This is a genomic window from Nonomuraea sp. CX421 (genome assembly GCF_059358955.1).
In genome coordinates, this window is sequence record NZ_JCADBK010000011.1 from 161,179 (window position 1) to 183,196 (window position 22,018).

Below are 22,018 nucleotides of genomic sequence, written 5' to 3' on the forward strand. Positions count from 1 at the left end.
GGCAGGATTCCGTCCGTGACCGTGAGGGTGGGCACCTACAACGTCCGAGGGTTGAGAGACAGCGTTCCCGCGCTGCTGCGTGTGATCACCGCGATGCGGTGCGACGTCCTGTGCCTGCAGGAGGCGCCGCGACTGCTCAACTGGCGGGCCAGGCGGCAGGGGCTGGCCGAGGCGGCCGGGCTGCGGGTGGTGGCCGGAGGACGGCTCGGCGGGGTGGCGGTGCTCGCCGCACCCCGCGTCAGGGTGCTGCATGCCGAGAGCCACGTGCTCCGGGTCTTCGTGGGCCTGGAGATCCGCGGCCTGGCGATCGCGGTCGTGGAGGTGGACGGCGCGCGGCTCGCCGTGGGCTCGCTCCATCTCGACCTCAACGGCGCGGCCCGGCTGCACCACGCGACCGAGGCGCTGACGTTACTGGAGAGAGCGGCCTCCTGGTTCGGCGCGGCGGTCGTGCTGGGCGGCGACTTCAACGAGCGTGATCACGAGCCGACCTGGCGCTATCTGGCGGGGCGGCTCGTCGACTGCTACCCGCGCGCGCCCACGGGCGACGGCCTGACGTTCACCGCCAGGCGCCCGCAGGCGCGCATCGACGCGGTGTTCGCCGCCCCGGAGCTGACAGTCGTCTCGTGCGGTGGCGCCGACGCCCCGGCCGCCGATCTGGCCGAGGCCACCGACCATCTGCCGGTCGTCGCCGAGTTGCGAATTGACACCTAACGGCAGGGCGGCGGGCCGCCAGCCCGTAGCATTTGTTCATGACCCGTCGCTTTCGGCGGCGTGCGCTCACCTTGATCTTGGCGACGTCCGTGGCCTTGTCCCAGGTCACGCTCGCCGCGCATGCCGATCCACGCCCCGCCTCGATGGACTCGATCGAGGCCTGGCAGCAGTCGACGAGCGTGCGCCTGGACGCCGACGGCTCGCTCTCCGACGTGCTCGCGCTCGCCTCGGGCGACGTGTGGGCCGTCGGCCAGCAGGAGATCTGGGACGTCTGGAAGAACCGCGGCACCATCCGCCACTGGAACGGCGACAGCTGGTCGGAGGTGCCGGTCCGCGACGCCACCACCGCGGGCAATCTGCGCGGCATCGCCGCCGCCTCCCCGAACGACGTGTGGGCCGTGGGCGACGGCCGTGACGGCCTGCCCTATCTGGCCCACGGCGGCATCACCGGGTTCGACCGGGTCCGGGCCGACGGGCTGCGGGCGGGCGACTGGCTGGGGGGCATCTCCGCCGAGCCCGGCCGGGTCGTGGCCGTGGGCAGCGGCACCAGCCGCGACCCGGCCAAGGGCAACTCCGTCGCCGGGCTCATCGTGACCGGCCAGAACGGCCGCTGGACCGTCCAGGAGACCGCGGACCAGGGCGCCCTCTACGCGGTGTCCGCCGGGTTCGCCGTGGGCGACACCGGCACCCGGCCGTTGATCGTGCACCGCTCCGGCGACGCGTGGAAGACCATGAAGGTGCCCGACATCCCGGGCGGCTACCTGCGCGACGTACAGGTCGACAGCGCCAAGCGGGCGCTGGCGGTCGGCGGCGTCTACCACGGGCCCGACGACGTCGAGCCGCTCGTGCTGTCGTGGAACGGCAAGCGCTGGCAGCGGATCGAGCTGCCCGGCACCGACTCGCGCCTCTACGGCGTGACCGGCGACGGCAAGGGCCGCTACTGGATCTCCGGCTACGACCCGTCGCACGCGGCGAAGCCGTTCATGCTGCGCTGCGAGAAGGACGACTGCGCGATCATCCGGGGCGGAGCCGCGCGGGGCAGGAACAGTGTCCGGCTGCAGGCGGTCACCTACCTCGCGGGCAAGGGCGCGGTGTGGGCGGTCGGGCACGCCGTCGACGCCACCGATCGCTACACCGACGTCGTGGAGTCGTTCGGGCCGCGCGAGCCGTTGCCGGCGGATTCCTAGGCCGTCCCGGCCGCTCCTGAGCCGCTGTGAGGCGCTCGGCCGGCCGGCTCCTGGGAGCGCGACCGGGGCGCGGCTAGAGCACGGCCCCGTCGTCCCAGCCCGAGTCGTTGGGCGGGCCGTCGCCCATGCGCACCACCAGCGCCACGAAGCCGCCGATGAACGCCGCCACGGCGGTGAACAGCGCCCAGCCCTCCATCCGCCAGCCGGCCATCGCCGCCACCAGCAGGTAGGCGGGGCCGCCGAAGAGCGCCACCCAGGCGAGCTTGGTGGGCAGGTCGAGCTTGGGCAGCGGCGGCGGCGGGGGCGGCTGGAAGTGCCCCTCGTCGTCGTCGGACGCCGGGGCGTGGCCCTCGTCGCCGTCGTCCTCGGGGCCGTCCTCGGCTTCGGCGGACTCCGGGGGCTTCACCACGCGGCGGACCGGCTCGACCGGGAGATTCTCGCTGTCGGGCCATGGCTGATCGGCCGAGTCGCGCTCGGCCGTGTCGTTGAAGGACGCGACGATCTGCCGCCAGACCTCGTCCTCGTCACTCTGGGGCGTCACCTAGATCGGCCTCTCCGCAGCGATCGCGACTTCCCCCTGGGTGCGATCAGTCCCTCCGCAAGGGTACCGAGGCATGGGTCCTGATGAAGTCGAGGCTCCCGGCAAAGATCCTGGAGGCATCGTTGTCCAGAGTCGCAACATGGTAGCTATCGGTCAGCTCCTCGATCGTGGCCTGCGGGATCCTCTGACGAATGATCGCCACGCCGGTCGGTTTCACCACGTGGTCGTCGGCGCTGTGGTAGACGAGCACCGGCTGCGTGACCCTGTCCAGGTCCGCCTGCACCAGTGACCACAGCGCCGGCAGTGAGGCGGCGGCCTTGACCGGGGTGCGGTCGTAGCCCACCTCGGTCACGCCGGGTTTCTTGATGTCGTTGGCCACGCCGGGCACCGACGACAGAAACCATTTCAGCACCGGCGCCAGCTTGAGCAGCGGCACGTCGTTGGTGATCGACGGGTTCACCAGCACCAGGCCCCTGATCGCGTCGCCGTGCACCTCGGCCAGGCGCAGCGCGAGGGAGCCTCCCATCGACAGGCCCGCCACGAACACCTCGGCGCAGCGGCCCTGGAGGTCCTCGAACGCCTTCTCCACCTCGGCGTACCAGTCCTCCCACCGGGTATGGTTCATCTCCTGCCAGGAGGTGCCGTGGCCGGGCAGGCGTGGCAACGAGACGCTCAGGCCGTGATCGACCAGGTGTTCACCCCATGGCCGCAACGACTGCGGCGAGCCGGTGAAACCGTGGCACAGCAGCACGCCGATCTGACCCGCGTCATGGTGGTAGGGTTCCGCGCCTGGCATGAGCGGCATAACAGCTCCTCTTAGGGATTTCATCCCGGATTGGCCCGATCGTCGCACGATCCTGGGGCTTTGTGCGAGAGGTGGTGTAGGAGCATCGGTCCTGAGATGCGAAGATGACTCTGCTCGCCGAGAAAGCCGTGAATGTGAGGTGGCCGGGTGTTCTACTGGGTGGTCAAGGCCATCTTGGGGCCGATCCTCCGCATCGTCTTCCGGCCCTGGGCCGAGGGTGTCGAGAACGTGCCCAGGCAGGGCCCGGCGATCCTGGCCGGCAACCACCTGTCGTTCGCCGACCACTTCTTCGGGCCGCTCCAGCTACGCCGCAAGGTCATCTCGCTGGGCAAGTCCGACTACTTCACCGGCCGCGGCGTCAAGGGTTTCCTCAGCCGCCTGTTCTTCAGCGGAGTCGGCACCGTGCCGATCGACCGCTCCGGCGGCAAGGCCAGCGAGGCCGCCCTGCGCACCGGCCTGCGGGTGCTGGGCGAGGGCAACCTGCTAGGCATCTACCCCGAGGGCACCCGTTCACCCGACGGCCGTCTCTACAAGGGCAAGACCGGCGTCGCCCGGCTGGCGCTGGAGTCGCGCGCCCCGGTCATCCCGTGGGCCATGGTCAACACCTTCGAGATGATGCCCCCCGGCCGTCCGATGCCCAAACTCGGCATCCGGCCCGGCGTCCGGTTCGGCAAGCCGCTCGACTTCTCCCGCTACTACGGCATGGAGGACGACCGGCTGGTGCTGCGCGCGGTGACCGACGAGATCATGTACGCGCTCATGGAGCTGTCGGAGCAGGAGTACGTCGACAAGTACGCCGCCAGCGCCAAGGTCGAGATGGAACGGACCGCCCGGGCTCACAAGGGCTGACCTGCCGAGGCCGTTCAGGACAGGTGGGCACGGATCTGCCGGATGAAGCCGGGATCGGTGCGGCAGCAGCCGCCGATCAGCGAGGCGCCGGCCCGCTCCCACTCCTTGGCGGCCTGGCCGTACTCCACGGGGTCGGCCAGGCCCAGCCATCGGCGGCGCCCGGCGTCCCACGTCTCGCCCGAGTTGGGGTAGACGACGACAGGCAGCCCGCCGGTGAGCGAGGCGATGAGACCGGGGATGTGCCGCGGCGCGGTGCAGTTGGCCCCCACGGCCACCACCTGGGTGCTGCCGGTGAACAGGGCGGTGGCCTCGCTGATCGGCGTGCCGTCGTTGAGGTGCTCGCCGTCGCGGCAGGAGAAGCTCACCCACGCCTTGACCGACGGCGTCTCGCGCAGCAGCCGGGCCAGCGCCCGCGCCTCAGGGTAGGACGGGATGGTCTCGCAGGCCAGCAGGTCGGCCCCGGTCGAGGCGAGGATCTCCCAGCGCGGCCGGTGCCAGGCCAGCAGGCCGTCCTCGTCGAGGTCGTAGTCACCGGTGTATTCGGACCCGTCGGCCAGGAAGGCCCCGTAGGGGCCGACCGACGCGGCCACCAGGCCGCCACCGGCCTCGTCGCGGGCCTGCGCGGCCAGCTCCACGGAGAGCCGGATGAGCCCCTCGGCCCGGGTCAGGTCCAGCCCCCGGCGCGCGAACCCCTGAAGCGAGGCCTGGTAACTGGCGGTCGTGGCCACGTCGGCCCCGGCCGCGAAGTAGTCGGCGTGGACACGCCGGATCAGGCCGGGATCCTCCAGCAGCAGCCGCGCGGACCAGAGCTCGTCGCTCAGGTCGGCCCCGAGTGCTTCGAGGTGGGTGGCCAGCCCGCCGTCCAGGACAAGTGTGCTCACCTCTCCAGCCTAGGGGCCGCACGGGGCCGTTCCCGCTCCGGCGGCCGCCGGGCGAACAGGCCGCCGGCTCCGGTCGGCGCCTATTCGTACTTCCGGCCGATCTCCCTGACGAGGTCGACGAAGTTGTCGCCGGCGTCGGGGGCGAAGTCGCCCGGGGTGTAGACCACCTCGTCGAGCACCCCGGTGAAGGCGAACGGGCCGTGACGCTCGTACACGTCCCAGGACACGGGAGAGCGCCGGTCGACGCCGACGTCGATCCCCTCCATGGGGCAGAACGCCGCCAGCATGGGCAGGCCGGTCAGCGTGCCGCGCGGCTCGCCGTCCACGGTCACGGACACGTCCCACCGCCAGCCGCCCGGCGCGGTGACCTCAACCCTGATGTGCCCGCCGGGGGCGCCCGCGTGGAGCAGGCGCAGCTCGCCGTAGCCGTTGTGGGCGAACACCAGCTCGTCCTCGACGTAGAGCAGGTAGCCGCCGCCCTGCCCGCCGTGCGCCACCAGCACGCCCCTGCCCGGGGCGCCGATGCGGGCCTCGACGGTGAACGAGCGCCACTGGACGAGCTGCAACGCCTGCCACCGCTCCAGGGTGTGCGTGCGCGGCGTCAGCCGTACGGGCTGGGGGGCGCGATGCCACGGTGGCCGCAGCAGGTAGCGCAGGCGCGAGCCCTCGTCGAGCGGATACACCTGCCCGGCGTGGGCCGCCTCCTCCCAGGCCGCGGCCAGCTCGCGCACCTTCTCCGGCCGCTCGGCCGCCCTGTCGCGCAGCTGGGTGGGGTCGCTCGGCCGGTGGTACAGCTCCCACTCGTGCTCGCCGAAGGGAGTCAGCGGGGCGTGCCGGGTGACGATCTCCCACTCGCCGCGCAGGTAGCCGCGGTGTCCCTGCAACTCGGCGAGCTGCTCCTGATGATCGTGTACGGCCTCGGCGTCGTGCAGGGCCTTCACCAGCGAGGCGCCCTTCCTGGGCCGGCCCTCGGGCGCCTCGATCCCGGTCAGCTCGATCAGGGTGGGCAGCACGTCCGTGACGTAGCCCCACTGGCCGCGACGCTCTCCCCGCTGCGGCAGGCCCGCCGGCCAGGAGATGAGGAACGGCACGGCGTGGCCACCCGCGTGGGTGTTGCGCTTGTACAGGCGGAAAGGCGTGTTGGAGGCCATCGCCCAGCCGCGCGGGTAGTGCGAGAGCGTGCGCGGGCCGCCGATCAGGTCGAGCCGGGCCAGGTCGGCCGCGGGGTCCTCCCGGTCGTGGCGGCTGTTGGCGGACAGCAGGGTGCGCAGGTACTGGGTGGTGCCGTGCTCCTCACCCTCCCTGGACGCGCCGTTGTCGGAGGTGAAGACGAAGATCGTGTTGTCCAGCTCGCCCAGCTCGGCCAGGGTCTCGCGCAGGGCGCCCACGCTGCGGTCGATCCCGGTGATCATGGCGGCGTAGACCTCCATGTAGCGGGCGAACACCCGTCGACGGTCGGGGGAGAGGTCCGCCCAGGCGGGGACGTCGTCGCCCGGCTCGGCGTTGCGGGGTGGCAGCTCGGTGCCGGGCGGGAAGAGGCCCAGGTCGAGCTGGCGGGCGAAGCGGCGTTCGCGGATCGCGTCCCAGCCGTCGTCGTACCTGCCCCTGTGGCGCGCGATGTCGCCCGGCGGGGCCTGAAGCGGGGCGTGGGCGGCGCCGTGGGCCAGATAGAGCAGGAAGGGCGTCCGCGCCGTGCTCGCCTGCCGGACCATCGCGACGGCCTCGCGCGTGAGGTCGTCGGTCAGGTGGTAGCCGTCGGGGTAGCGGTCCACCTCGACGGCGGAGTTGTCGCGGATGAGGCGGTGCGGGTGGTGGAAGTCGGTGAACGCCTCCAGGAACCCGTAGAACCGGTCGAATCCCCGCTGCAACGGCCAGGCGTGCCGGGGCCCGGCGTCCGACATGTCGGAGTCCTTGGTGAGATGCCACTTGCCCACGGCCATGGTCTGCCATCCGGCCGCCCGGAAGAGCTCGGCCATCGTGAAGGCGTCCGGAGCGAGCTCGCCGGCGTAGCCGGGGAATCCGGGGTCGGAGTTGGCGATGTGCCCCACCCCGGCCAGGTGCGGGTCGACTCCGGTCAGCAACGCGGCCCGGGTGGGCGAGCACATCGGCGTGACGTGGAAGTCGGTCCACTGGACGCCCTGCCCGGCCAGCTCGTCCAGGTGCGGAGTGGGGATCTCGGAGCCGTAGCAGCCCAGGTCGCCGAAGCCCACGTCGTCAACGAGGACGATCACGATGTTCGGGGCGCCGGGACCGGGTGTGGGCCGCGTCGGCCACCACGACTCCGACCCCGCGAACGTCCTGCCCACCCGCCCGCCGAAACCCTCATACGCGATCATTTCCGGAGTATAGGCATACCGGCGATTCTGGCCAGGGTTCCGGCGTCGAGCACGGTCACCTCACCGGGGCCGATCTCGATCAGCCCGCGCCGCTCGAACGACCGCAGCGCCCGGTTGACGCTCACCCGGGTCGCGCCGATCTCCGCCCCGAGCCCGGCCTGCCCGGCGCACAGCCGCACCGTGCCGCCTGTGCTCGCGGGGGTGTGCTGGAGCAGCCACTTGGCGGCCCGTCCCGGCACGTCGAGGACCACCGCGTCCGTGAGCCGCTCGTCCAAGTCGCGGACGGTCCGCGCGAGCGTGCGCAGGAGCCGGGCCGCCACTGCCGGCTCGGCGGCGATCAGGCCGAGCACGGCCGAGGCCGGCAGGTAGGCCACCCCGGCCGGGGTGACGGCGGTCAGCGTGGCCCGGTGCGGGCCGTTCACCAGCAGGGCCGTCTTGTCGAAGGCCACCGGCGCGTCCTCCACGGCCAGCACCACCTGCCTGCCGTCCGGGCCCACCCGCTCCGCCCTGACCTGGCCGTCGAGCAGCACGATCAGGTGGTCGGCCGGGTCGCCCTCGGTGCACAGCACCTGCCCGGCGGGGTAGCGGCGGCGCCGGGCCAACGGTTCGAGCCGCTCGCCCAGGTCGCGGAACATCGGCAGGTCGTCCAGCGCGTACGTCATGTGTCCGGTGATACACCACGCCGGTGCCCGGCGATGCTGAGCCCCGGCGGGCCGGGGGCCTAACGTGCCGGGCATGGCGAGATACGTGGTGCAACTGGCTTTCGACGGCGACCCCCGGCGGCTCGACGCCCGACCGGCCCACCGGGAGCACCTGCGGGCGCTGCGGGCCGACGGGCGGCTGGTGACCGCCGGCCCCTGGGCGGACGACAGCGGAGCCCTGCACGTGTACGAGGTGACGGACGAGGCGGAACTCCGCGACATCCTGCGCACCGATCCCTACACGGCGGTGGACGGCTACGAGATCGTGCTCCTCAAGGAATGGACTCCGCTGATGTGATCGCGGCCGGTCGACGCGGGCCGTTCCTCACCCCGGGACGCGGGCGACGAGGCCGGGCATGACGTGTCCGCGTGCCCTGGACACTCGACGCCGGACTCGCGTCCGGCTCGACGCGGTGATCCCGCTCGCCTGGGCGTCCGGTCAGGCGCGTTTCCAGAAGGGGCGGCGCGGCTGCTCCGGAGCCGATCCGCCGTGCGGTGCGCCGCCGGTGAGGGCGGTGAGCACCTCGATGGCGTGCGCCCGCAACGCCCGCGGATCCGCCCCCGGCCGCTCGGCCGCCTCCAGCTCGCGGGCCAGCGCGGAGAGCTCCGCGTGGTCGCCCAGGTAGGCGGACAGGGCGGCCAGCCGGGAGCCCAGGTCGGCCAGGTAGAACACGTCGGCCACGGGCAGCGCCCTGAGCCGGTCGAGCTCGGCCGTCAACTGCCCGCGGACGGCCTCCAGGCCCTGCGGCGCGCGGCGGGCCGGACGGGGCGGCACGGGAGGCGCGAAGGCGGGCCCGCGCGGCCCCACGGAGCTGCCGGCCGAGCCGCCCATCGGACCTCCCGCCGGCCCGCCCGCCGGTCTGCCGGCCGGGCCGCCTCCCGGCCTGCCCGATGGCGCGCCACGGAAGCCCTCGTCCTCCAGCGCCGCCTCGAAGCTCGCCGGCCCGGCCCGGAACGCCGGGGGCGCGGCCATCACCGCGGCCTGGGCCACGAACCCGGACATCGGAGGCGGGGCCGAAGGCATCTCCCAGCCGCTCGGCGGCTCGACCGGCTGGATCACCCGGTGCTCCGGCCCGCCCTCGGCGACCTGCCGGGTGTCCACCGCCACGTAGGCGGTGAAGCGGCACAGCACGCCGTACTCGAGCGAGACCCGGACGATCTCGGACTCCAGCTCGTGCTCGCCCATGGCGTAGCGGTCCTCCAGCTCGCGCAGGTGGGCGCGGGCCCAGACGGCGCGCAGCGCGGGGTTGTCCACCACCGTGCCCACGACCTGCCGCTCCCACGGCGCGCCCGCCGCCAGGCCGCGTACGGTCACCGAGTCGCCGGAACGGCGCCGGCCGTACACCCGCAGCGGGACCCCGGGGAACATCGACCCCAGATGGGTCACCGTGCCCGGCTCCACGTCGAGCCCCTTGAGCGACAGGTCCGTCACCACGGGCGCGCCGATCCGGCGGTGGATCTGCTCCATGGCCGCGTCGAGCCGGTCCTCCGACTCGACCAGCTCGCACCGGCCCGCGCCCAGCCCGGCCAGCCGGCCCAGGAACCCGGCGTTCACCGCCCGGTCGATGCCGACCACGTGGACGCGCATGGCCGACAGGGCGCCGCCCGCCCGCTCCAGGATCTGGTCCTCGTTGCCCACCTGGCCGTCGGTGACCAGGACCAGCACCCGATCCCTGCCCTCGGCGGGCTCCAGCAGCGCGACGGCCTCGCGCAGCGGCTCCAGCAGCTCGGTGCCGCCGCGGGCGTCCACGCGGGCCAGATGCTCGACGGCCCGGTAGCGGTTGCGGTCGGAGCCCGCCACGAGCCCGTCGAACGCCTGCTCCACCACCGAGTCGAAGGCCAGCACCGCGAAGCGGTCCTCGGCGGCGAGCGTGTCGACGATGCGGGCTGCGGCGCGGCGGGCCGCGACCATCTTCCAGCCGCTCATGCTGCCCGACCGGTCGAGCAGCAGCACGAGGTCGCGCGGCGTCCGGGTGGCCTGCGCCTCCGGCGGCACCACGGTCAGCGCGAACGTCCCCTCGTCGTCGAGCTGCAACGACGTGGACGTCTCGAACGACAGGCGCAGGATGAAGTCGCGGTCGAGGCGTTCGCCGGGGCGCAGCCGTACCGTGTGGCCCTCCTCCTCGACCACGTGCAGACTGGAGGCCAGCTCGCGCAGGTCCAGCCCGGCCGGGTCGACCGTCGCGGCGAGCGACAGGCGCACCGGGTCGGGGAATCCGGGCAGCAGCACCGGGGGAGTGACACGCGAGGCGTCGGGCACCGCGTCGGTGTCGGGCACGGTGCCGTCGCCCGCCGGCGGGCCGTCGAGCGGTACGCCCGGCACGTAGCGGGGCGCGACGACCAGCGGGAAGCGGAAGGTGGCCGCGCCGTCTTCGTACGGCAACGGCTGGCTGAGCGACAGCCGGACCGTGACGCGTTCGCCGGGCAGGATGTTGCCCACCCTGATGGTGAAGACGTCCGGCCGCTCCTCCTCGGCGATCGCGGCCCTGCGGCCCTCGCGCAACGCCTGGTCGTAGTCGGCTCTGGCCTGGCCGCGCTCCTTCAGCTCGCCCTCGATGACCCGGTCGTCGGCCTCCATCCTGAACGCCGTCACCGCCGCCCGGTCCGGCAGCGGGAAGACGTACGTGGCCTCCAGGGTGACGTCGAACGGATTGCGGAAGCCCTGCGCCACCTCGACGCCGGCGACGAGACCGGAGATGCCGGCCGTCACGTCGACGCTCTCCAGCGGCAGGTTGCCCCTTTCGGTGCGCAGCGCGCCGAACCCCGCGTCGGGCACCGGCCGGCACCGCTCCGGCGCGAGCGTGGTGATCTTCATAGCAGGTCCCTTTCGTCGAGCGCCGCCAGCAGCGGCCCGGCCGCGGTCAGCACCGCCTGGATGTCGTCTGATGTCGGGATGCGGCCGGCGCCGTCGAGCACCAGCATCACCCCCGTCGCGAGCCGGACCCCCCGCACCAGGGCCCCGTCACCCGAGACACGTACACCGTCGGAGCCGCGCGTGCCCTGCGGCCCGAGCGGACCGCCCGAGTCAGGTACGTCGTGCGCCGGCGGAGCGCCCGAGTCGCGGGCGTCGTACGGCGGACGGGTCCAGAACCGGGAGCGGGTGGCCGCCGAATCGGCGCCAGGTGACTGCGGCGCCTCCCGAGCAGGTGCCGGCACCGGAGCTCCGGACGCTGAAGCCCCGGGAGCCCCGGGAGCCACCGCTCCGGCCCTCGGCGCGGCGGGCGCCGGAGCGCCAGGAAGCGGCAGCGCCGCCGCCTCCAGCATCGAGTCGGTCGCCCCGGCGAGGGCGGTCTGGATGTCCGCGATCGACCTCCCGGCCGCCTGGAGCCGCTTGACCGCGACGAGTTGCAACAGGTGGCGGCGGCCGTAGCGGGCGACGCGGCCGCGCCGGGACAGGGGCGGGTCGACGAGGCCGATGGTCGTATACCACCTGATCAGGCGCTCGCCCGGCACGTCGCGGACCCGGCCGTTGACCGGCTGGGCATGGCTGCGCAGCAGGTCGGCCGCGCGCTCCGCCAGCTCGCCGATGGTCCAGGTGTCGCTCATACCCTCACAATGACACTGTCACTATTGCAGTGTCAACTGGATGATTAGAGTGCCCGATTTGGTGCATATAGAGACGAGCATGTTGTCGAACCAACGGGGAGGAAACGACATGGCTAAGATCACGGGCCCGCTTTCGGGTGACGCGAAGAACACGGTCGCGGAGGCCTTGCAGGGAGCCCTGGTCGATCTCATCGACCTGTCGCTGGTCGCCAAGCAGATGCACTGGAACGTGATCGGCTCGCACTTCCGCCAGGTCCACCTCCAGCTGGACGAGGTGACGTCACTGGCGCGGAGGCACGCCGACACCATCGCCGAACGGGCGGCGGCGGTCGGCCTGAACCCTGACGGGCGCTCCACCACCCTCGGTAAGACCACCAAGGTGACGCAGCCGGAGCGGGGCTGGATCGAGGACGGCAAGGTCGTGGCCAGTATGAGCGACATCCTCGACGGCATCGGCCAGCGGATGCGCGAGCGGGTCGAGGCGACCGAAGAGGCGGACCCGGTCACCCAGGATCTGCTCATCGCCGCCACCCAGGACATCGACAAGCAACGCTGGATGTTCCAGGCCCAGCGCTGAGCCCGCCGAAGCCCGGGAGCCCGTGTGGCCCCGGGCTTTCGCCTGCCCGAGGGCTTCCGGCGTCCCCGTTGTCCGGGCCGCACGGTGCTGAACGTTCACTTCTGATCAGATAGGGTCCCAAACCATGATGGAACGGGATGGATCAACCGGCGACCTCGAGCTCGACCGGCTCATGGCGGAGTTCAAGTCCAACTCCGAGGAGCTTTCCGGGGTCATGGAGCAGATCGGCGACGTGCGCGGGCAGGCGACGGGTGCTGACGACAGGATCAAGGTCCAGGTCTCGTCCTCGGGGGAGCTGACCTCCCTGCGCATCGATCCCAGGGCCATGAAGATGGGCTCAGAGGAACTGGCCGAGGCCATCCTGGACGCGTCACGGCGCGCGACCGAGGACGCGGCGCGGCGTCTCATGGACGTCGCTCGCCCCTACCTCGGCGAGGATGACCGGCAGGCGCCCCCGCGCCGGTAACCGCCGGGGGACGCCTTCGCGGGCTCTCCTAGTTTTTGGGCGGCCTCGGGAAGAATGTACGCGTTCCATGGACGATGAGCTTCTGGTACATCTCCTCTTCGGTCAGGCCTTTCTCGGCCCCGGGCAGGGGGTTGTCTCCGTGCTGCACGTCCATGATCCCTGAGTATGAGATCGAAGCCAGGAATCGGGGCACGGTGGTGGCGGTGTTCAGGACCACCCCGTTCGGCAACTTGACGTCCTGGGCGAGGACCTTCACCCCTGGAATCTTCGCCATGGTCGCGAGGCTGCCGTCGATGATGCCGTTGAAGAGCACGGTGGCGATGAAGTGCTCGCGGAAGGCGGTGGCGTTGTAGCCGAGCGACCTGACCTCGGCGCCGGACATGTCGGTCTTGATCCCGCCCAGGTAGTTGAGGGCCAAGGGGAACGCGACCTCCCCCGCGGCGTAGGCCGCGCTGTCGGCGGTCCAGTACATGAAGGTCGGCAGCAACATCTTGACGAACTTGCTGGATACCTCCTTGAGCAGAAGCGCCTGCCTCTTCATGACCGCCGCCAGGATCTTCCAGGTGAGCACCTGGTATCCGATCGTGAACATCATGTCCACCGTCATGATCCAGCACAGCACCCTCAGCGCCTGGTTCGTGTCCTCGACGACCTTCGCGTAGGCCCGGCACGCCTGGGCCATGTTGCGGTGCTTGACGGAGATCTTGTACACGGCAGGGCCGTACTCCTTCTCCCAGAATCTCTTGAAGGCGGAGACCGGTTCACCGGAGCTGTCCTTCCAGACCGCGGTGGCGGCCTTGTCCGCGTCCTGGAAGGTCTTGTCGATCCTGTCGGCGATGCCGTCGTGGACATTGGCCGCGTCCCGGATCCAGTCCGGGTCGCCGCTCAGATAAGAGATCCCGAACAGGACCTCGGGCGCCAGAATTCCGGCGGCGCCGGCGCCGGCCATACTGCCCAGCGCGACCTTGCTCCCCAGCCCGAGGGGCATGACATCCCTTCCTGATCAGGTCGTCTCGACCTGGGTGGCCGGGACGCTGATGGGGTCGTTCGGGCTCCCGCCGAAGTCGATGATCGTCCTCACGGATCCGGTGTCGACCATGCTCGCCCAGTCGGCCGTCCTGACGTTCTCGCTCATCGCCACGATGGCCCGGCCGATGGCCTCGTAGGCCTTCGCCATGTTCTTCGAGGCCATCTCCAGGTCACGGACCGCGGCGTCGTAGCCTGGGTGACCGTCCTGGCCCTTGCGGAAGATCCGTGCGGCCTCGTCGGAGGCCGGGTCGCCGAGGTGGGTGCCGATCGAGCGCAGCATCATGAAGCTCTGAGCGATGTCCGTGCCGAAGTCTTCGCCCACGTCGCGGATGAGCTTGCCGCTACGCTCCATGCTTTCGTGGTTGACATCCATGGCATTCCCTCCCCGACGAAAAATGCGATCAATCCGGGAATCATAGGTCAGAAGTTGTGGCGAAAAGTGTCGGGAACGTTAAGGTCTCCACTCGCGGGCCATCGGTTGCGGATGAACATGTCTTGGACGTTAACTCCTCTCTTCTTCTATGGAAGGCCCAAAGTGCGAGAGATTCGCGGTCGCCTGGTGTGGCCGGCCGGTGGCGTTCGGTAGAGGCCCTGTCGTGTCCCGCGCGAAGCTCATCCGCGCGCTCTAAGCCGGACGCCGCAGGCCGAGAGTCCACCTCTGCTCGGTGACCTCGATCCCGTTCTCCGTTCCCGGCGCCTCCGACTCCAGCGCGAACCCGGCCGCCTGGTAGATGCGCCGGGCGCCGGCCAGGCAGTCGCGGGTCCACAGCGTGATCCGCTCGTAGCCGCGCTCGCGGGCGTGGCGCACGCACTCCTCGACGAGCGTCCGCCCGAGACCGAGGCCCCGGGCGGACGGCTCGACGAGCAGCATCCGCAGCCGCGCGGTCGTGTCGTCCTCGTGCACGCAGAACACGCACCCCGCGCGCTCGCCGCCGACCTCGGCGATCCACCCCGCGTCGCGCGCGGGGTCGTAGTCGGCCACGATCCGGGCCACGAGCCGTTCGAACTCCATGCCCCAGCCCCACTCGGCGCTGTAGAGCTCGCCGTGCCGGTGGACCACCCAGCCCAGGTCGCCCGTCCGCGGCGGCCTGATCAGGTACGGCTCGCGCTCCGCCGGCCCGCCGAGCAGCTCCCGGATCGTCGCCATGCAGGCCACCAGCCTCTGCTGCCGTTCGTCGGGCAGCCCGGCCAGCAGCCGCTCGATCTGCTCGCTGGAGCGCGCGTCGAGCCCGTCGAACGTGGCCGCGCCCGCCTCGGTCAGGCTCACCACCTGCTTGCGCGCGTCGGCGGCCGAACGCTCCCGCGAGATCAGGCCGGCGGCCTCGAACCGGCCCAGGATCCTGCTGAGATAGCCCGCGTCGAGGTCGAGCAGGGCGCGCAGCTCGCCGGTCTCCAGCCGGCCGGCGTGCGCGAGCTCGAACAGCACCCGCACCTCGGTCAGCGAATAGGGCGAGTCGAGCATGCCCGCCTGGAGGATGCCCATCACCTTCGTATAGAACCGGTTGAAGGTTCTGACCTCAGAAACCCTTGCTTTTATCAACGAAGTCATTGCCTCAGTCAAGCATGGAGGAGCCTTCCTGTGAAGTGCCTGTACATCGGCGGCTACGGCCCCGGCATCGAGACGATCGGCGACGGGCTGACCCGCCTCGCCTCGCCGTCGTTCCTCGCCGCGCATCCCACGCTGCCGGTGCTGTACGCCGTCGGGGAGCTGGCGCAGGGCTGGATCACCGCGCTCACCACCGAAGGCGGCCTCGCACCGCTGGACGAACGCTCCAGCGACGGCGACAGCCCCTGCCATGTCGCCGTGCATCCCTCGGGCACACTGCTCGCGGTCGCCAACTACGGTGACGGCACGGCCGGCCTGCACCACCTCGGCCCCGGCGGCGCGTTCACCGGGGAGCCGATCACGCTGCGTCACGAGGGGGCGGGCCCGGTGCCCGACCGGCAGGAGGGCTCGCACGCCCACCAGTGCGTCTTCCACGATGACCTCCTGTACGTCAGCGACCTGGGCACCGACGAGATCCGCCGCTACACGCTCGACGGCACGCCGCTGGAGTCGCTGCGCCTCGACCCCGGCACCGGCCCGCGGCACCTGGCCTTCGCCGGCTCGCGCCTCTACGTGGTAGGAGAGCTCGACGGCATCGTCACCCTCATCGACGGAGAGAGCAGGCAGGGCACGCCCGCGTCCAGGCGCGAGGTGGTCAACCAGCCCTCGCACCTCGCCGTGGCGAACGGCCTCGTCTATGTGGCCAACCGCGGCCCTGACACGATCTCGGTGCTGCGGGCCGACGACCTCTCACCCGTCGCCGAGGTCCCGTCGGGCGGTGAGTGGCCGCGGCACTTCGCGATCGACGGCGACCGCCTGTACGTGGCCAACCAGCGCTCCGACAGCGTCACGGTGTTCGCGCTGGAGGACGGCGTACCCGAGCCGACCGGACAGGCGTACGAGGTCAGGAGCCCGTCCTGCGTGCTCCCCGCGTAGCCGGGGCCCTGGGACGCCCGCCCGGACGGGCGCGCCCGGCTTTCGGGCCCGCGGCGGGTATGACGTCCGCGCGGCCCCGCACTGGCCCGGCGGGCGCCCGCGCGTCAGAGGCCGGCACGTCTCCGGTAAGGACTTCGCCAAGGGGGAGGAGCGTCCGGAGCCCGGCCCCGACCATGGGTGCTCGTGCGCCATGTCCTCGCCGTCCTCGTCCTGCTGGCCGCCGGTTGCGGCGCCGTCTCCGCGCCTGACGCCCCCAAGCCCGCCTCGGCGTCCGCGCCCGTGGCCGCCTCCGCCGCGCCCACGCGCACGCCGCTCGCGGGGCCCGCCGCGCGGGTGCCGTGGCGCCTCACCGAGCGCGGCGGGGAGCACGAGATCGAGGGCTACGCCGACCGGGTCAGCGTGCTGCCGGGGGAGAGGTTCCGGCTGCTCGTCTCCACGACCGCGCCGCGCTTCACCGCGTCGGCGTTCCGGATGGGCGCCCGGCCGGCCCTCGTCTGGCGCTCCGCCCGCACCGACGGCGTACGCCAGCCGTCTCCGAAGGTCGTCGAGGGCATGGTCACCGCGGCCCACTGGGAGCCCTCGCTCACCGTCGACACGACCGGCTGGGCCGAGGGCGCCTACCTGGTGCGCCTGGACGCGTCCACGGGCGGCCAGCGCTACGTCCCGATCACCGTACGCTCGGCCTCGACCGAGGGCCGGGTGGTGATCGTCAACGCGGTCACCACCTGGCAGGCGTACAACCTGTGGGGCGGACGCAGCCTGTACACCGGGCCCGGCGGCTACGACGACCGGTCGCGCAAGGTCACCTTCGACCGTCCGTACGACGGCTCGGGCGCCCGGCTCTTCCTCGACTTCGAGCAGTCCGCCATCCAGCTGGCGGAGCGGAGCGGGGTGCCGCTGGCCTACCTGACGAGCCTGGACCTGCGCCCCGGCGTGCTGCGTGGCGCCCGGGCGTTGGTGTCGCTGGGCCATGACGAGTACTGGTCGCCGCAGATGCGGCAGGCCGTCACCCGGGCCCGTGACCGGGGCGCGAACCTCGCCTTTCTCGGGGCCAACGCCGTCTACTGGCGGATCGGGCTGTACGGCAGGATGATCATGTGTGACAAGGAGACCCAGTGCCCGCTCTGGCGGCAGTCGGAGCCGGAGAGCGGGCTGGTCGGGCAGATGTACGACTGCTTCCCGGCCGAGGCGACCTACCGGGTGAGCAGGCCGGGCCACTGGATCTTCAGAGGGACCCGGGGAAGGAGTTTCCCCGGGCTCGCGGGCGTCGAGACCGACAAGGTGGCGGCCGGCTCGCCGGACGGCGTCCAGGTGCTGGCCGAGTCGCCGGTCGACTGCGGCGGCCGGGCCACCGTCAGCAACAGCACCTACTACGTCGCCCCCAGCGGCGCCGGGGTGTTCGCCTCCGGCACCATGCGCTGGGTGTGCGGCATGAAAGGTGAGGCGTGCGGCCACGGCGTGACGCGGGCCGCCTCCGCCTTCACCCGCCGAGCGACGCTCAACCTGCTGACCAGGTTCGCCAAGGGCCCGGCCGGTCCGGCCTAGGACTGCTTTCCCCTGGCCCGCACGATGGCGTCGAGCAGCCGCACGACCTCCCGCTCGGCCGGCTCCCTGGTCACGCCGAGCCCGGCGAGGGCGGTGACCGCCGGATCGTCCTCCATCGCCAGGGCGGCGAGCAGCAGGTGCTCGGTGCCCACGTAGTTGTGGCCGAGCCGCAGCGCCTCGCGGACGGTCAGCTCCAGCACCTTCCTGCCCTGTGCGCTGAACGCCGGCACTCCGGACGGCGGGTCGGCTGCGGGGCCGAGCGTGGGCGGCACCGCCTCCCTGACCTCGTCGAGCGTGACGCCGAGTGCCTCGATGGCCTTGGCGGCGAGCGCCTCGGGCTCGTGCAGCAGGCCGAGGACGAGGTGGCCGACGCCAATGTGGTCGTGCCCGGCCCCGCCGGCCTCCTCCTGTGCCCGCACGATGACGTTGCGCGCCCGCGCGGTGAAGCGGCTGTAGGTGTTGAGCTCCTCGGCCAGCGAGGTGCCCTCCCTGGGCACGAACCGCTTCTGCGCGGCCTGCTTGCTGACCCCCATGCTGCGGCCGATGTCGGTCCAGGAGGCCCCGGAGTGCCTGGCCCGGTCGACGAAATGGCCGATCAGGTGGTCGGCCACCTCGCCGAGGTGCTCGCCCAGCGTCACCGCGTCGGACAGCTCGCTCAGGGGATCGCCGTCGGGGTGGCGGCTCTTGATCGCGTTGATCAGGTCGTCGAGACGAACGGTCTGCTCCATGCGTCAACCATAGGTTGACGACCTCCTGTCGTCAACCTCGTGTTGACGATCGCTCAGTCGTGGGTGGACGCCAGCCGGACGGCCGCCCGCCAGCGCCGGTAGCCGGCGTCGTCGCGCTCGCCGGGCTCGAACCGGCGGTCGAGCCGCCAGGTCTTGCGCAGCTCGTCGGCCGAGTCCCACACGCCGGCGCCCAGCCCCGCGAGGAACGCGGCGCCCAGCGCGGTGGTCTCCTGGATCACCGGCCGCTCGACCACCGCGCCGAGCTGGTCGGCCTGCAGTTGCATGAGCAGGTCGTTGACGCTTGCTCCGCCGTCGGCCTTGAGCACCGGGGCCGATCCGCCGGTCATCACCTCGACCACGTCGCGCACCTCGAACGCGATCGCCTCCAGGGTGGCCCGGACCAGGTGGGCCCTGGTCGTGCCGCGGGTGATGCCGGTGATCAGGCCGCGCGCCTCCGGGTCCCAGTGCGGCGCGCCGAGACCGGTCAGCGCGGGGACGAACACCACGCCCCCGCTGTCGGGCACCGTGCGCGCCAGCGCCTCCGACTCAGGGGCGGTGCCGATCAGGCCCAGCCCGTCGCGCAGCCACTGCACGGCCGCGCCGGTGACGAAGATCGACCCCTCCAGCGCGTACGTCAGCTCGCCCGAGGGCGTCTGCCACGCGACCGTGGTGAGCAGCCCGGCCTCCGACCGGACGATCTCGCCGCCCGTGTTGGTCAGGATGAACGACCCCGTGCCGTACGTGCACTTGACGTCGCCCACCGCGAAGCAGGTCTGCCCGAACAGCGCCGCCTGCTGGTCGCCCGCGACGCCCGAGATCGGCAGGTCGAGCCCGAGGAAGGCGCCGGGGTCGGTGCGGCCGAGCTCGCCGTAGTTGGGCACGATCTCCGGCAGGGCCGCCTCGGGCACCCCGAACAGCTCGCACAGCTCCGGCTCCCAGCCACCCGAGGCCAGGCCGTACAGCAGGGTGCGGGAGGCGTTGGACGGGTCGGTCACGTGCCGCGCGCCGCCGGTGAGCCGGGCGATGAGGTAGGAGTCGACGGTGCCGATCACCACGTCGCCGCCGGTGACGCCCGCCCACGCGCGCGGATCGTACTCGGCCAGCCAGGCCAGCTTGGAGGCGGTGAAGTAGGGGTCGAGCCGCAGCCCGGTCAGCTCCGAGACGCGCGGCTCGTGCCCCTGCTCCCGCAGCCGGCCGCAGATGCCCGCGGTGCGCCGGTCCTGCCAGACGATCGCCCGGCGCGGCGCCGCCAGGGTGCGCCGGTCCCACAGCACCGCGGTCTCCCGCTGGTTGGTGATCCCGACACAGACCGGCGCCGAGGTCGCCCCGCGCAGCGCCACGGCGCAGGCGCTCAGCGCGGCCTGCCAGATCTCCTCGGGGTTGTGCTCCACCCAACCCGGCTCTGGGAAATGCTGGGCGAACTCCTGGTAACCCCTTGACTCGATCTGGCCGTCATCGGTCACCACCAGTGCCGTGACCCCCGTCGTGCCCGCGTCTATCGCCAACACGCTCACGGATTCTCCTCCCGGAAGACGTTTCGCTCGGTACGCTCGCATTTGGTCTAGACCAATGCCCGCACAGGCGGGCACAATGCGATTCTGGTAGTGAAGCTCATCGGGAGGAACCCGTCATGCGTATTGGAGTGCTCACCGGGGGTGGCGACTGCCCCGGCCTCAACGCGGTCATCCGGGCCGTGGTCCGCAAGGGAGTGGGCGCCTACGGCCACGAGTTCGTCGGCTTTCGTGACGGCTGGCGTGGCCCCCTCGAAGGCGAGACCATGCCCCTGGACATCCAGGCCGTCCGTGGCATCCTGCCGCGAGGCGGCACGATCCTGGGCTCGTCGCGCACCAACCCCATGAAGATCGAGGGGGGTGTCGACCGGATCAAGGACAACCTGGCGGCGACGGGTGTCGACGCGCTCATCGCCATCGGCGGCGAGGACACCCTCGGAGTGGCCAAGCAGCTCTACGACCGCGACGTCAGGGTCGTCGGCGTGCCCAAGACGATCGACAACGACCTGTCCGGCACCGACTACACCTTCGGTTTCGACACCGCCGTCAACATCGCGACGGAGGCCATCGACCGCCTGCACACCACGGCCGAGTCCCACCACCGGGCCTTGATCTGTGAGGTGATGGGCCGGCACGCGGGCTGGATAGCGCTGCACGCCGGCATGGCGGGCGGCGCCAACGTCATCCTCATCCCGGAGAAGCCGTTCGACATCGACCGCGTCTGCGAGTACGTCGAGTCCCGCTTCCGCACCCGCTACTCGCCGATCCTCGTGGTCGCCGAGGGGGCGCACCCGATCGAGGGGCAGATGGAGCTGCAGGCCGGCGAGCTCGACGCGTTCGGCCACGTGCGGCTCGGCGGCATCGGCGAGGTGCTGGCCAGGGAGATCGAGAAGCGCACCGGCAAGGAGGCCCGCACCACCGTGCTCGGCCACATCCAGCGCGGCGGCACCCCGACCGCGTTCGACCGGGTGCTGGCCACCAGGTTCGGCCTGCAGGCGATCGACGCGGCCCACGAGGGTGACTTCGGGAAGATGGTCGCGCTGCGCGGCACCGACATCGTGCGCGTCGGCCTCGACGAGGCGACGGCCGAGCTCAAGACGGTGCCCGTGTCGCGCTACGAGGAGGCCGAGGTCTTCTTCGGCTGACTGTAAGCGGCTTGCAAGCGGCGGGCCGTACCTTCTGAGTCAGCGGGGTTACCGCTAAAACCCCCCTCAGGGTACGGCTTGCGCCGCGACGAGTCGGCGGCCCACTACGCGTCGCAAGCCGTACCCAGGAGATAGCTCAACCGCGGGGCGTGCCGAAGAGATTCGCCTGCGGCGCGCCCTCGTCGCCTTTCTCCGTCTCCGTACGGGACAGAAACTCCTCCTCGCCGCGCAGTTCGCGTTCCGACGGCGACAGCATGACGGCGAGCAGCAGGCCCACGGTGATCAGGCTGATGCCGACGATCAGTGGCAGCAGGAAGTCGATCCCCTTGGACCCGGCCAGCGGGGTCGTCGTCTCGTGCACGTCGACCGCCATCGCGAACATGCCGGTGTAGTGCATGCCCGTCACCGCGATGCCCATGATCAACGCCGCGCCGATCCGCTGGACGGCGCCCGTGACGCGGATGGTGAACCAGAGCGCCACGGTCGCGGCGGCGATCGCGATGAGCACGGAGAGCGTGACGATCAGCGGGTCGTAGCTGACGTGGCCGGACATGTTCATCGCGATCATGCCGAGGTAGTGCATGCCGGCCACGCCGATGCCCGTCAGCAGGCCGCCGCCGAGGAGGTAGGCGACGCGCTCGCCGTGGTAGGAGACGAGGAACAGCCCGGCGCCCACGACCACGACCGCGAGGAACGCCGAGGCGGCGGTGAGCGGCACGTCGTAGCGGATCACCGTGCCGCGCACCCCGAAGCCCATCATGGCGATGAAGTGCATCGTCCAGATGCCCGTGCCGCCGAGCGCGACGGCGGCTCCGACGAGCCAGAATGCTCGCTCCCTGCCCTGGACGAGACGGGCCCGCGAAGCCAGCAGCAGCCCGAGCATGGATCCCACGCTGGACATGGCATAGGAGAGCACGGGCGTGATGAGCCCGTAGGAGAAATGGTCGATCGGTGACATGGGCCCCCCTCAGCAATTAA

The 22,018-nt window shown here is 71.7% G+C and carries 22 protein-coding genes; 9 read left to right on the forward strand and 13 right to left on the reverse strand.

Features of this window, described 5'->3' with window-relative positions:
* Window positions 1-15: 15 nt before the first annotated feature.
* Both AC5L3X_RS21405 and AC5L3X_RS21410 read left to right on the forward strand, forming a co-directional pair.
* Complete coding sequence (locus AC5L3X_RS21405) at window positions 16-711, forward strand: endonuclease/exonuclease/phosphatase family protein (protein WP_189125893.1); 696 nt, start codon at window positions 16-18, stop codon at window positions 709-711.
* 38 nt (window positions 712-749) lie between these two features.
* Window positions 750-1,898 (forward strand): hypothetical protein, encoded by a 1,149-nt coding sequence (locus AC5L3X_RS21410; protein WP_494859074.1) that lies wholly within the window; start codon window positions 750-752, stop codon window positions 1,896-1,898.
* A 73-nt stretch (window positions 1,899-1,971) separates the two neighbouring features.
* On the opposite strand, the gene AC5L3X_RS21415 is transcribed toward AC5L3X_RS21410, so the two are convergent.
* A complete protein-coding gene (locus AC5L3X_RS21415) occupies window positions 1,972-2,439 on the reverse strand; it encodes a hypothetical protein (RefSeq protein WP_494859075.1) in 468 nt (155 codons plus the stop codon).
* 46 nt (window positions 2,440-2,485) lie between these two features.
* Window positions 2,486-3,244: an alpha/beta hydrolase gene (locus AC5L3X_RS21420; protein WP_494859076.1), complete on the reverse strand. Its 759-nt coding sequence runs from the start codon at window positions 3,242-3,244 to the stop codon at window positions 2,486-2,488.
* A gap of 147 nt (window positions 3,245-3,391) precedes the next feature.
* On the opposite strand from AC5L3X_RS21420, the gene AC5L3X_RS21425 reads away from it, so the two are divergent.
* Window positions 3,392-4,093, forward strand: coding sequence for a lysophospholipid acyltransferase family protein (locus AC5L3X_RS21425; protein ID WP_494859077.1), 702 nt, complete (start codon window positions 3,392-3,394; stop codon window positions 4,091-4,093).
* Window positions 4,094-4,107: 14 nt separating this feature from the next.
* On the opposite strand, the gene mmuM is transcribed toward AC5L3X_RS21425, so the two are convergent.
* From mmuM to AC5L3X_RS21440, 3 genes are all read right to left on the reverse strand, one after another.
* Window positions 4,108-4,974 carry a homocysteine S-methyltransferase gene (gene mmuM / locus AC5L3X_RS21430; RefSeq protein WP_494859078.1) on the reverse strand — a complete coding sequence of 289 codons (867 nt, stop codon included), beginning with the start codon at window positions 4,972-4,974 and terminating at the stop codon, window positions 4,108-4,110.
* Window positions 4,975-5,054: 80 nt separating this feature from the next.
* Complete coding sequence (locus AC5L3X_RS21435; RefSeq protein ID WP_494859080.1) at window positions 5,055-7,310, reverse strand: arylsulfatase; 2,256 nt, start codon at window positions 7,308-7,310, stop codon at window positions 5,055-5,057.
* Window positions 7,307-7,972 (reverse strand): Crp/Fnr family transcriptional regulator, encoded by a 666-nt coding sequence (locus tag AC5L3X_RS21440; protein ID WP_494859082.1) that lies wholly within the window; start codon window positions 7,970-7,972, stop codon window positions 7,307-7,309. The genes AC5L3X_RS21435 and AC5L3X_RS21440 overlap by 4 nt, the downstream gene beginning before the upstream one ends.
* Before the next feature lie 73 nt (window positions 7,973-8,045).
* Here AC5L3X_RS21440 and AC5L3X_RS21445 point away from each other — a divergent pair, with 73 nt between their 5' ends.
* Window positions 8,046-8,309, forward strand: a complete 264-nt coding sequence (locus AC5L3X_RS21445) for a YciI family protein (RefSeq protein ID WP_494859084.1) — start codon at window positions 8,046-8,048, stop codon at window positions 8,307-8,309.
* A gap of 141 nt (window positions 8,310-8,450) precedes the next feature.
* Here the strand turns inward: AC5L3X_RS21445 and AC5L3X_RS21450 are convergent, their stop codons facing one another.
* Together AC5L3X_RS21450 and AC5L3X_RS21455 are read right to left on the reverse strand one after the other, a co-directional pair.
* Window positions 8,451-10,826 carry a VIT domain-containing protein gene (locus tag AC5L3X_RS21450; RefSeq protein ID WP_494859086.1) on the reverse strand — a complete coding sequence of 792 codons (2,376 nt, stop codon included), beginning with the start codon at window positions 10,824-10,826 and terminating at the stop codon, window positions 8,451-8,453.
* The gene (locus AC5L3X_RS21455; RefSeq protein ID WP_494859088.1) at window positions 10,823-11,557 is read right to left on the reverse strand and encodes a helix-turn-helix domain-containing protein; all 735 of its coding nucleotides are present in this window, start codon (window positions 11,555-11,557) and stop codon (window positions 10,823-10,825) included. The genes AC5L3X_RS21450 and AC5L3X_RS21455 overlap by 4 nt, the downstream gene beginning before the upstream one ends.
* 109 nt (window positions 11,558-11,666) lie before the next feature.
* On the opposite strand from AC5L3X_RS21455, the gene AC5L3X_RS21460 reads away from it, so the two are divergent.
* Window positions 11,667-12,134, forward strand: a complete 468-nt coding sequence (locus tag AC5L3X_RS21460; protein WP_494859089.1) for a Dps family protein — start codon at window positions 11,667-11,669, stop codon at window positions 12,132-12,134.
* A 124-nt stretch (window positions 12,135-12,258) separates the two neighbouring features.
* Window positions 12,259-12,600 (forward strand): YbaB/EbfC family nucleoid-associated protein, encoded by a 342-nt coding sequence (locus tag AC5L3X_RS21465; protein WP_494859091.1) that lies wholly within the window; start codon window positions 12,259-12,261, stop codon window positions 12,598-12,600.
* A 28-nt stretch (window positions 12,601-12,628) separates the two neighbouring features.
* Here AC5L3X_RS21465 and AC5L3X_RS21470 read toward each other — a convergent pair whose 3' ends face one another.
* The 3 genes from AC5L3X_RS21470 to AC5L3X_RS21480 form a co-directional block, all read right to left on the reverse strand.
* Entirely contained in the window at window positions 12,629-13,588 is a 960-nt protein-coding gene (locus AC5L3X_RS21470) for a WXG100-like domain-containing protein (RefSeq protein ID WP_494859092.1), read from the reverse strand.
* 15 nt (window positions 13,589-13,603) lie between these two features.
* Entirely contained in the window at window positions 13,604-14,002 is a 399-nt protein-coding gene (locus AC5L3X_RS21475; RefSeq protein WP_494859094.1) for a hypothetical protein, read from the reverse strand.
* Window positions 14,003-14,254: 252 nt separating this feature from the next.
* The gene (locus tag AC5L3X_RS21480) at window positions 14,255-15,112 is read right to left on the reverse strand and encodes a bifunctional helix-turn-helix transcriptional regulator/GNAT family N-acetyltransferase (RefSeq protein ID WP_494859165.1); all 858 of its coding nucleotides are present in this window, start codon (window positions 15,110-15,112) and stop codon (window positions 14,255-14,257) included.
* A gap of 96 nt (window positions 15,113-15,208) precedes the next feature.
* Here AC5L3X_RS21480 and AC5L3X_RS21485 point away from each other — a divergent pair, with 96 nt between their 5' ends.
* Window positions 15,209-16,111 carry a lactonase family protein gene (locus AC5L3X_RS21485; protein ID WP_494859095.1) on the forward strand — a complete coding sequence of 301 codons (903 nt, stop codon included), beginning with the start codon at window positions 15,209-15,211 and terminating at the stop codon, window positions 16,109-16,111.
* Window positions 16,112-16,294: 183 nt separating this feature from the next.
* On the forward strand, window positions 16,295-17,656 hold the full coding sequence (locus AC5L3X_RS21490) for a N,N-dimethylformamidase beta subunit family domain-containing protein (protein ID WP_494859097.1): 1,362 nt from the start codon (window positions 16,295-16,297) through the stop codon (window positions 17,654-17,656).
* Here AC5L3X_RS21490 and AC5L3X_RS21495 read toward each other — a convergent pair.
* Window positions 17,653-18,384 carry a Clp protease N-terminal domain-containing protein gene (locus tag AC5L3X_RS21495; protein ID WP_494859098.1) on the reverse strand — a complete coding sequence of 244 codons (732 nt, stop codon included), beginning with the start codon at window positions 18,382-18,384 and terminating at the stop codon, window positions 17,653-17,655. The two genes, AC5L3X_RS21490 and AC5L3X_RS21495, sit on opposite strands and share 4 nt — an antisense overlap.
* A gap of 53 nt (window positions 18,385-18,437) precedes the next feature.
* Window positions 18,438-19,898 carry an FGGY family carbohydrate kinase gene (locus AC5L3X_RS21500; RefSeq protein ID WP_494859101.1) on the reverse strand — a complete coding sequence of 487 codons (1,461 nt, stop codon included), beginning with the start codon at window positions 19,896-19,898 and terminating at the stop codon, window positions 18,438-18,440.
* Window positions 19,899-20,014: 116 nt separating this feature from the next.
* On the opposite strand from AC5L3X_RS21500, the gene AC5L3X_RS21505 reads away from it, so the two are divergent.
* Window positions 20,015-21,040 carry a 6-phosphofructokinase gene (locus tag AC5L3X_RS21505; RefSeq protein ID WP_189128672.1) on the forward strand — a complete coding sequence of 342 codons (1,026 nt, stop codon included), beginning with the start codon at window positions 20,015-20,017 and terminating at the stop codon, window positions 21,038-21,040.
* A gap of 136 nt (window positions 21,041-21,176) precedes the next feature.
* Here the strand turns inward: AC5L3X_RS21505 and AC5L3X_RS21510 are convergent, their stop codons facing one another.
* A complete protein-coding gene (locus AC5L3X_RS21510; RefSeq protein WP_494859103.1) occupies window positions 21,177-21,998 on the reverse strand; it encodes an MHYT domain-containing protein in 822 nt (273 codons plus the stop codon).
* Window positions 21,999-22,018 lie beyond the last annotated feature (20 nt).

Coding starts and splice junctions, on each gene's coding strand:
- AC5L3X_RS21410 (WP_494859074.1), top strand. CDS start 750: ATGACCCGTCGCTTTCGGCGGCGTGCGCTCACCTTGATCTTGGCGACG.
- AC5L3X_RS21420 (WP_494859076.1), bottom strand. CDS start 3,244: ATGCCGCTCATGCCAGGCGCGGAACCCTACCACCATGACGCGGGTCAG.
- AC5L3X_RS21435 (WP_494859080.1), bottom strand. CDS start 7,310: ATGATCGCGTATGAGGGTTTCGGCGGGCGGGTGGGCAGGACGTTCGCG.
- AC5L3X_RS21440 (WP_494859082.1), bottom strand. CDS start 7,972: ATGACGTACGCGCTGGACGACCTGCCGATGTTCCGCGACCTGGGCGAG.
- AC5L3X_RS21445 (WP_494859084.1), top strand. CDS start 8,046: ATGGCGAGATACGTGGTGCAACTGGCTTTCGACGGCGACCCCCGGCGG.
- AC5L3X_RS21450 (WP_494859086.1), bottom strand. CDS start 10,826: ATGAAGATCACCACGCTCGCGCCGGAGCGGTGCCGGCCGGTGCCCGAC.
- AC5L3X_RS21455 (WP_494859088.1), bottom strand. CDS start 11,557: ATGAGCGACACCTGGACCATCGGCGAGCTGGCGGAGCGCGCGGCCGAC.
- AC5L3X_RS21460 (WP_494859089.1), top strand. CDS start 11,667: ATGGCTAAGATCACGGGCCCGCTTTCGGGTGACGCGAAGAACACGGTC.
- AC5L3X_RS21465 (WP_494859091.1), top strand. CDS start 12,259: ATGATGGAACGGGATGGATCAACCGGCGACCTCGAGCTCGACCGGCTC.
- AC5L3X_RS21470 (WP_494859092.1), bottom strand. CDS start 13,588: ATGCCCCTCGGGCTGGGGAGCAAGGTCGCGCTGGGCAGTATGGCCGGC.
- AC5L3X_RS21475 (WP_494859094.1), bottom strand. CDS start 14,002: ATGGATGTCAACCACGAAAGCATGGAGCGTAGCGGCAAGCTCATCCGC.
- AC5L3X_RS21480 (WP_494859165.1), bottom strand. CDS start 15,112: ATGGGCATCCTCCAGGCGGGCATGCTCGACTCGCCCTATTCGCTGACC.
- AC5L3X_RS21495 (WP_494859098.1), bottom strand. CDS start 18,384: ATGGAGCAGACCGTTCGTCTCGACGACCTGATCAACGCGATCAAGAGC.
- AC5L3X_RS21505 (WP_189128672.1), top strand. CDS start 20,015: ATGCGTATTGGAGTGCTCACCGGGGGTGGCGACTGCCCCGGCCTCAAC.
- AC5L3X_RS21510 (WP_494859103.1), bottom strand. CDS start 21,998: ATGTCACCGATCGACCATTTCTCCTACGGGCTCATCACGCCCGTGCTC.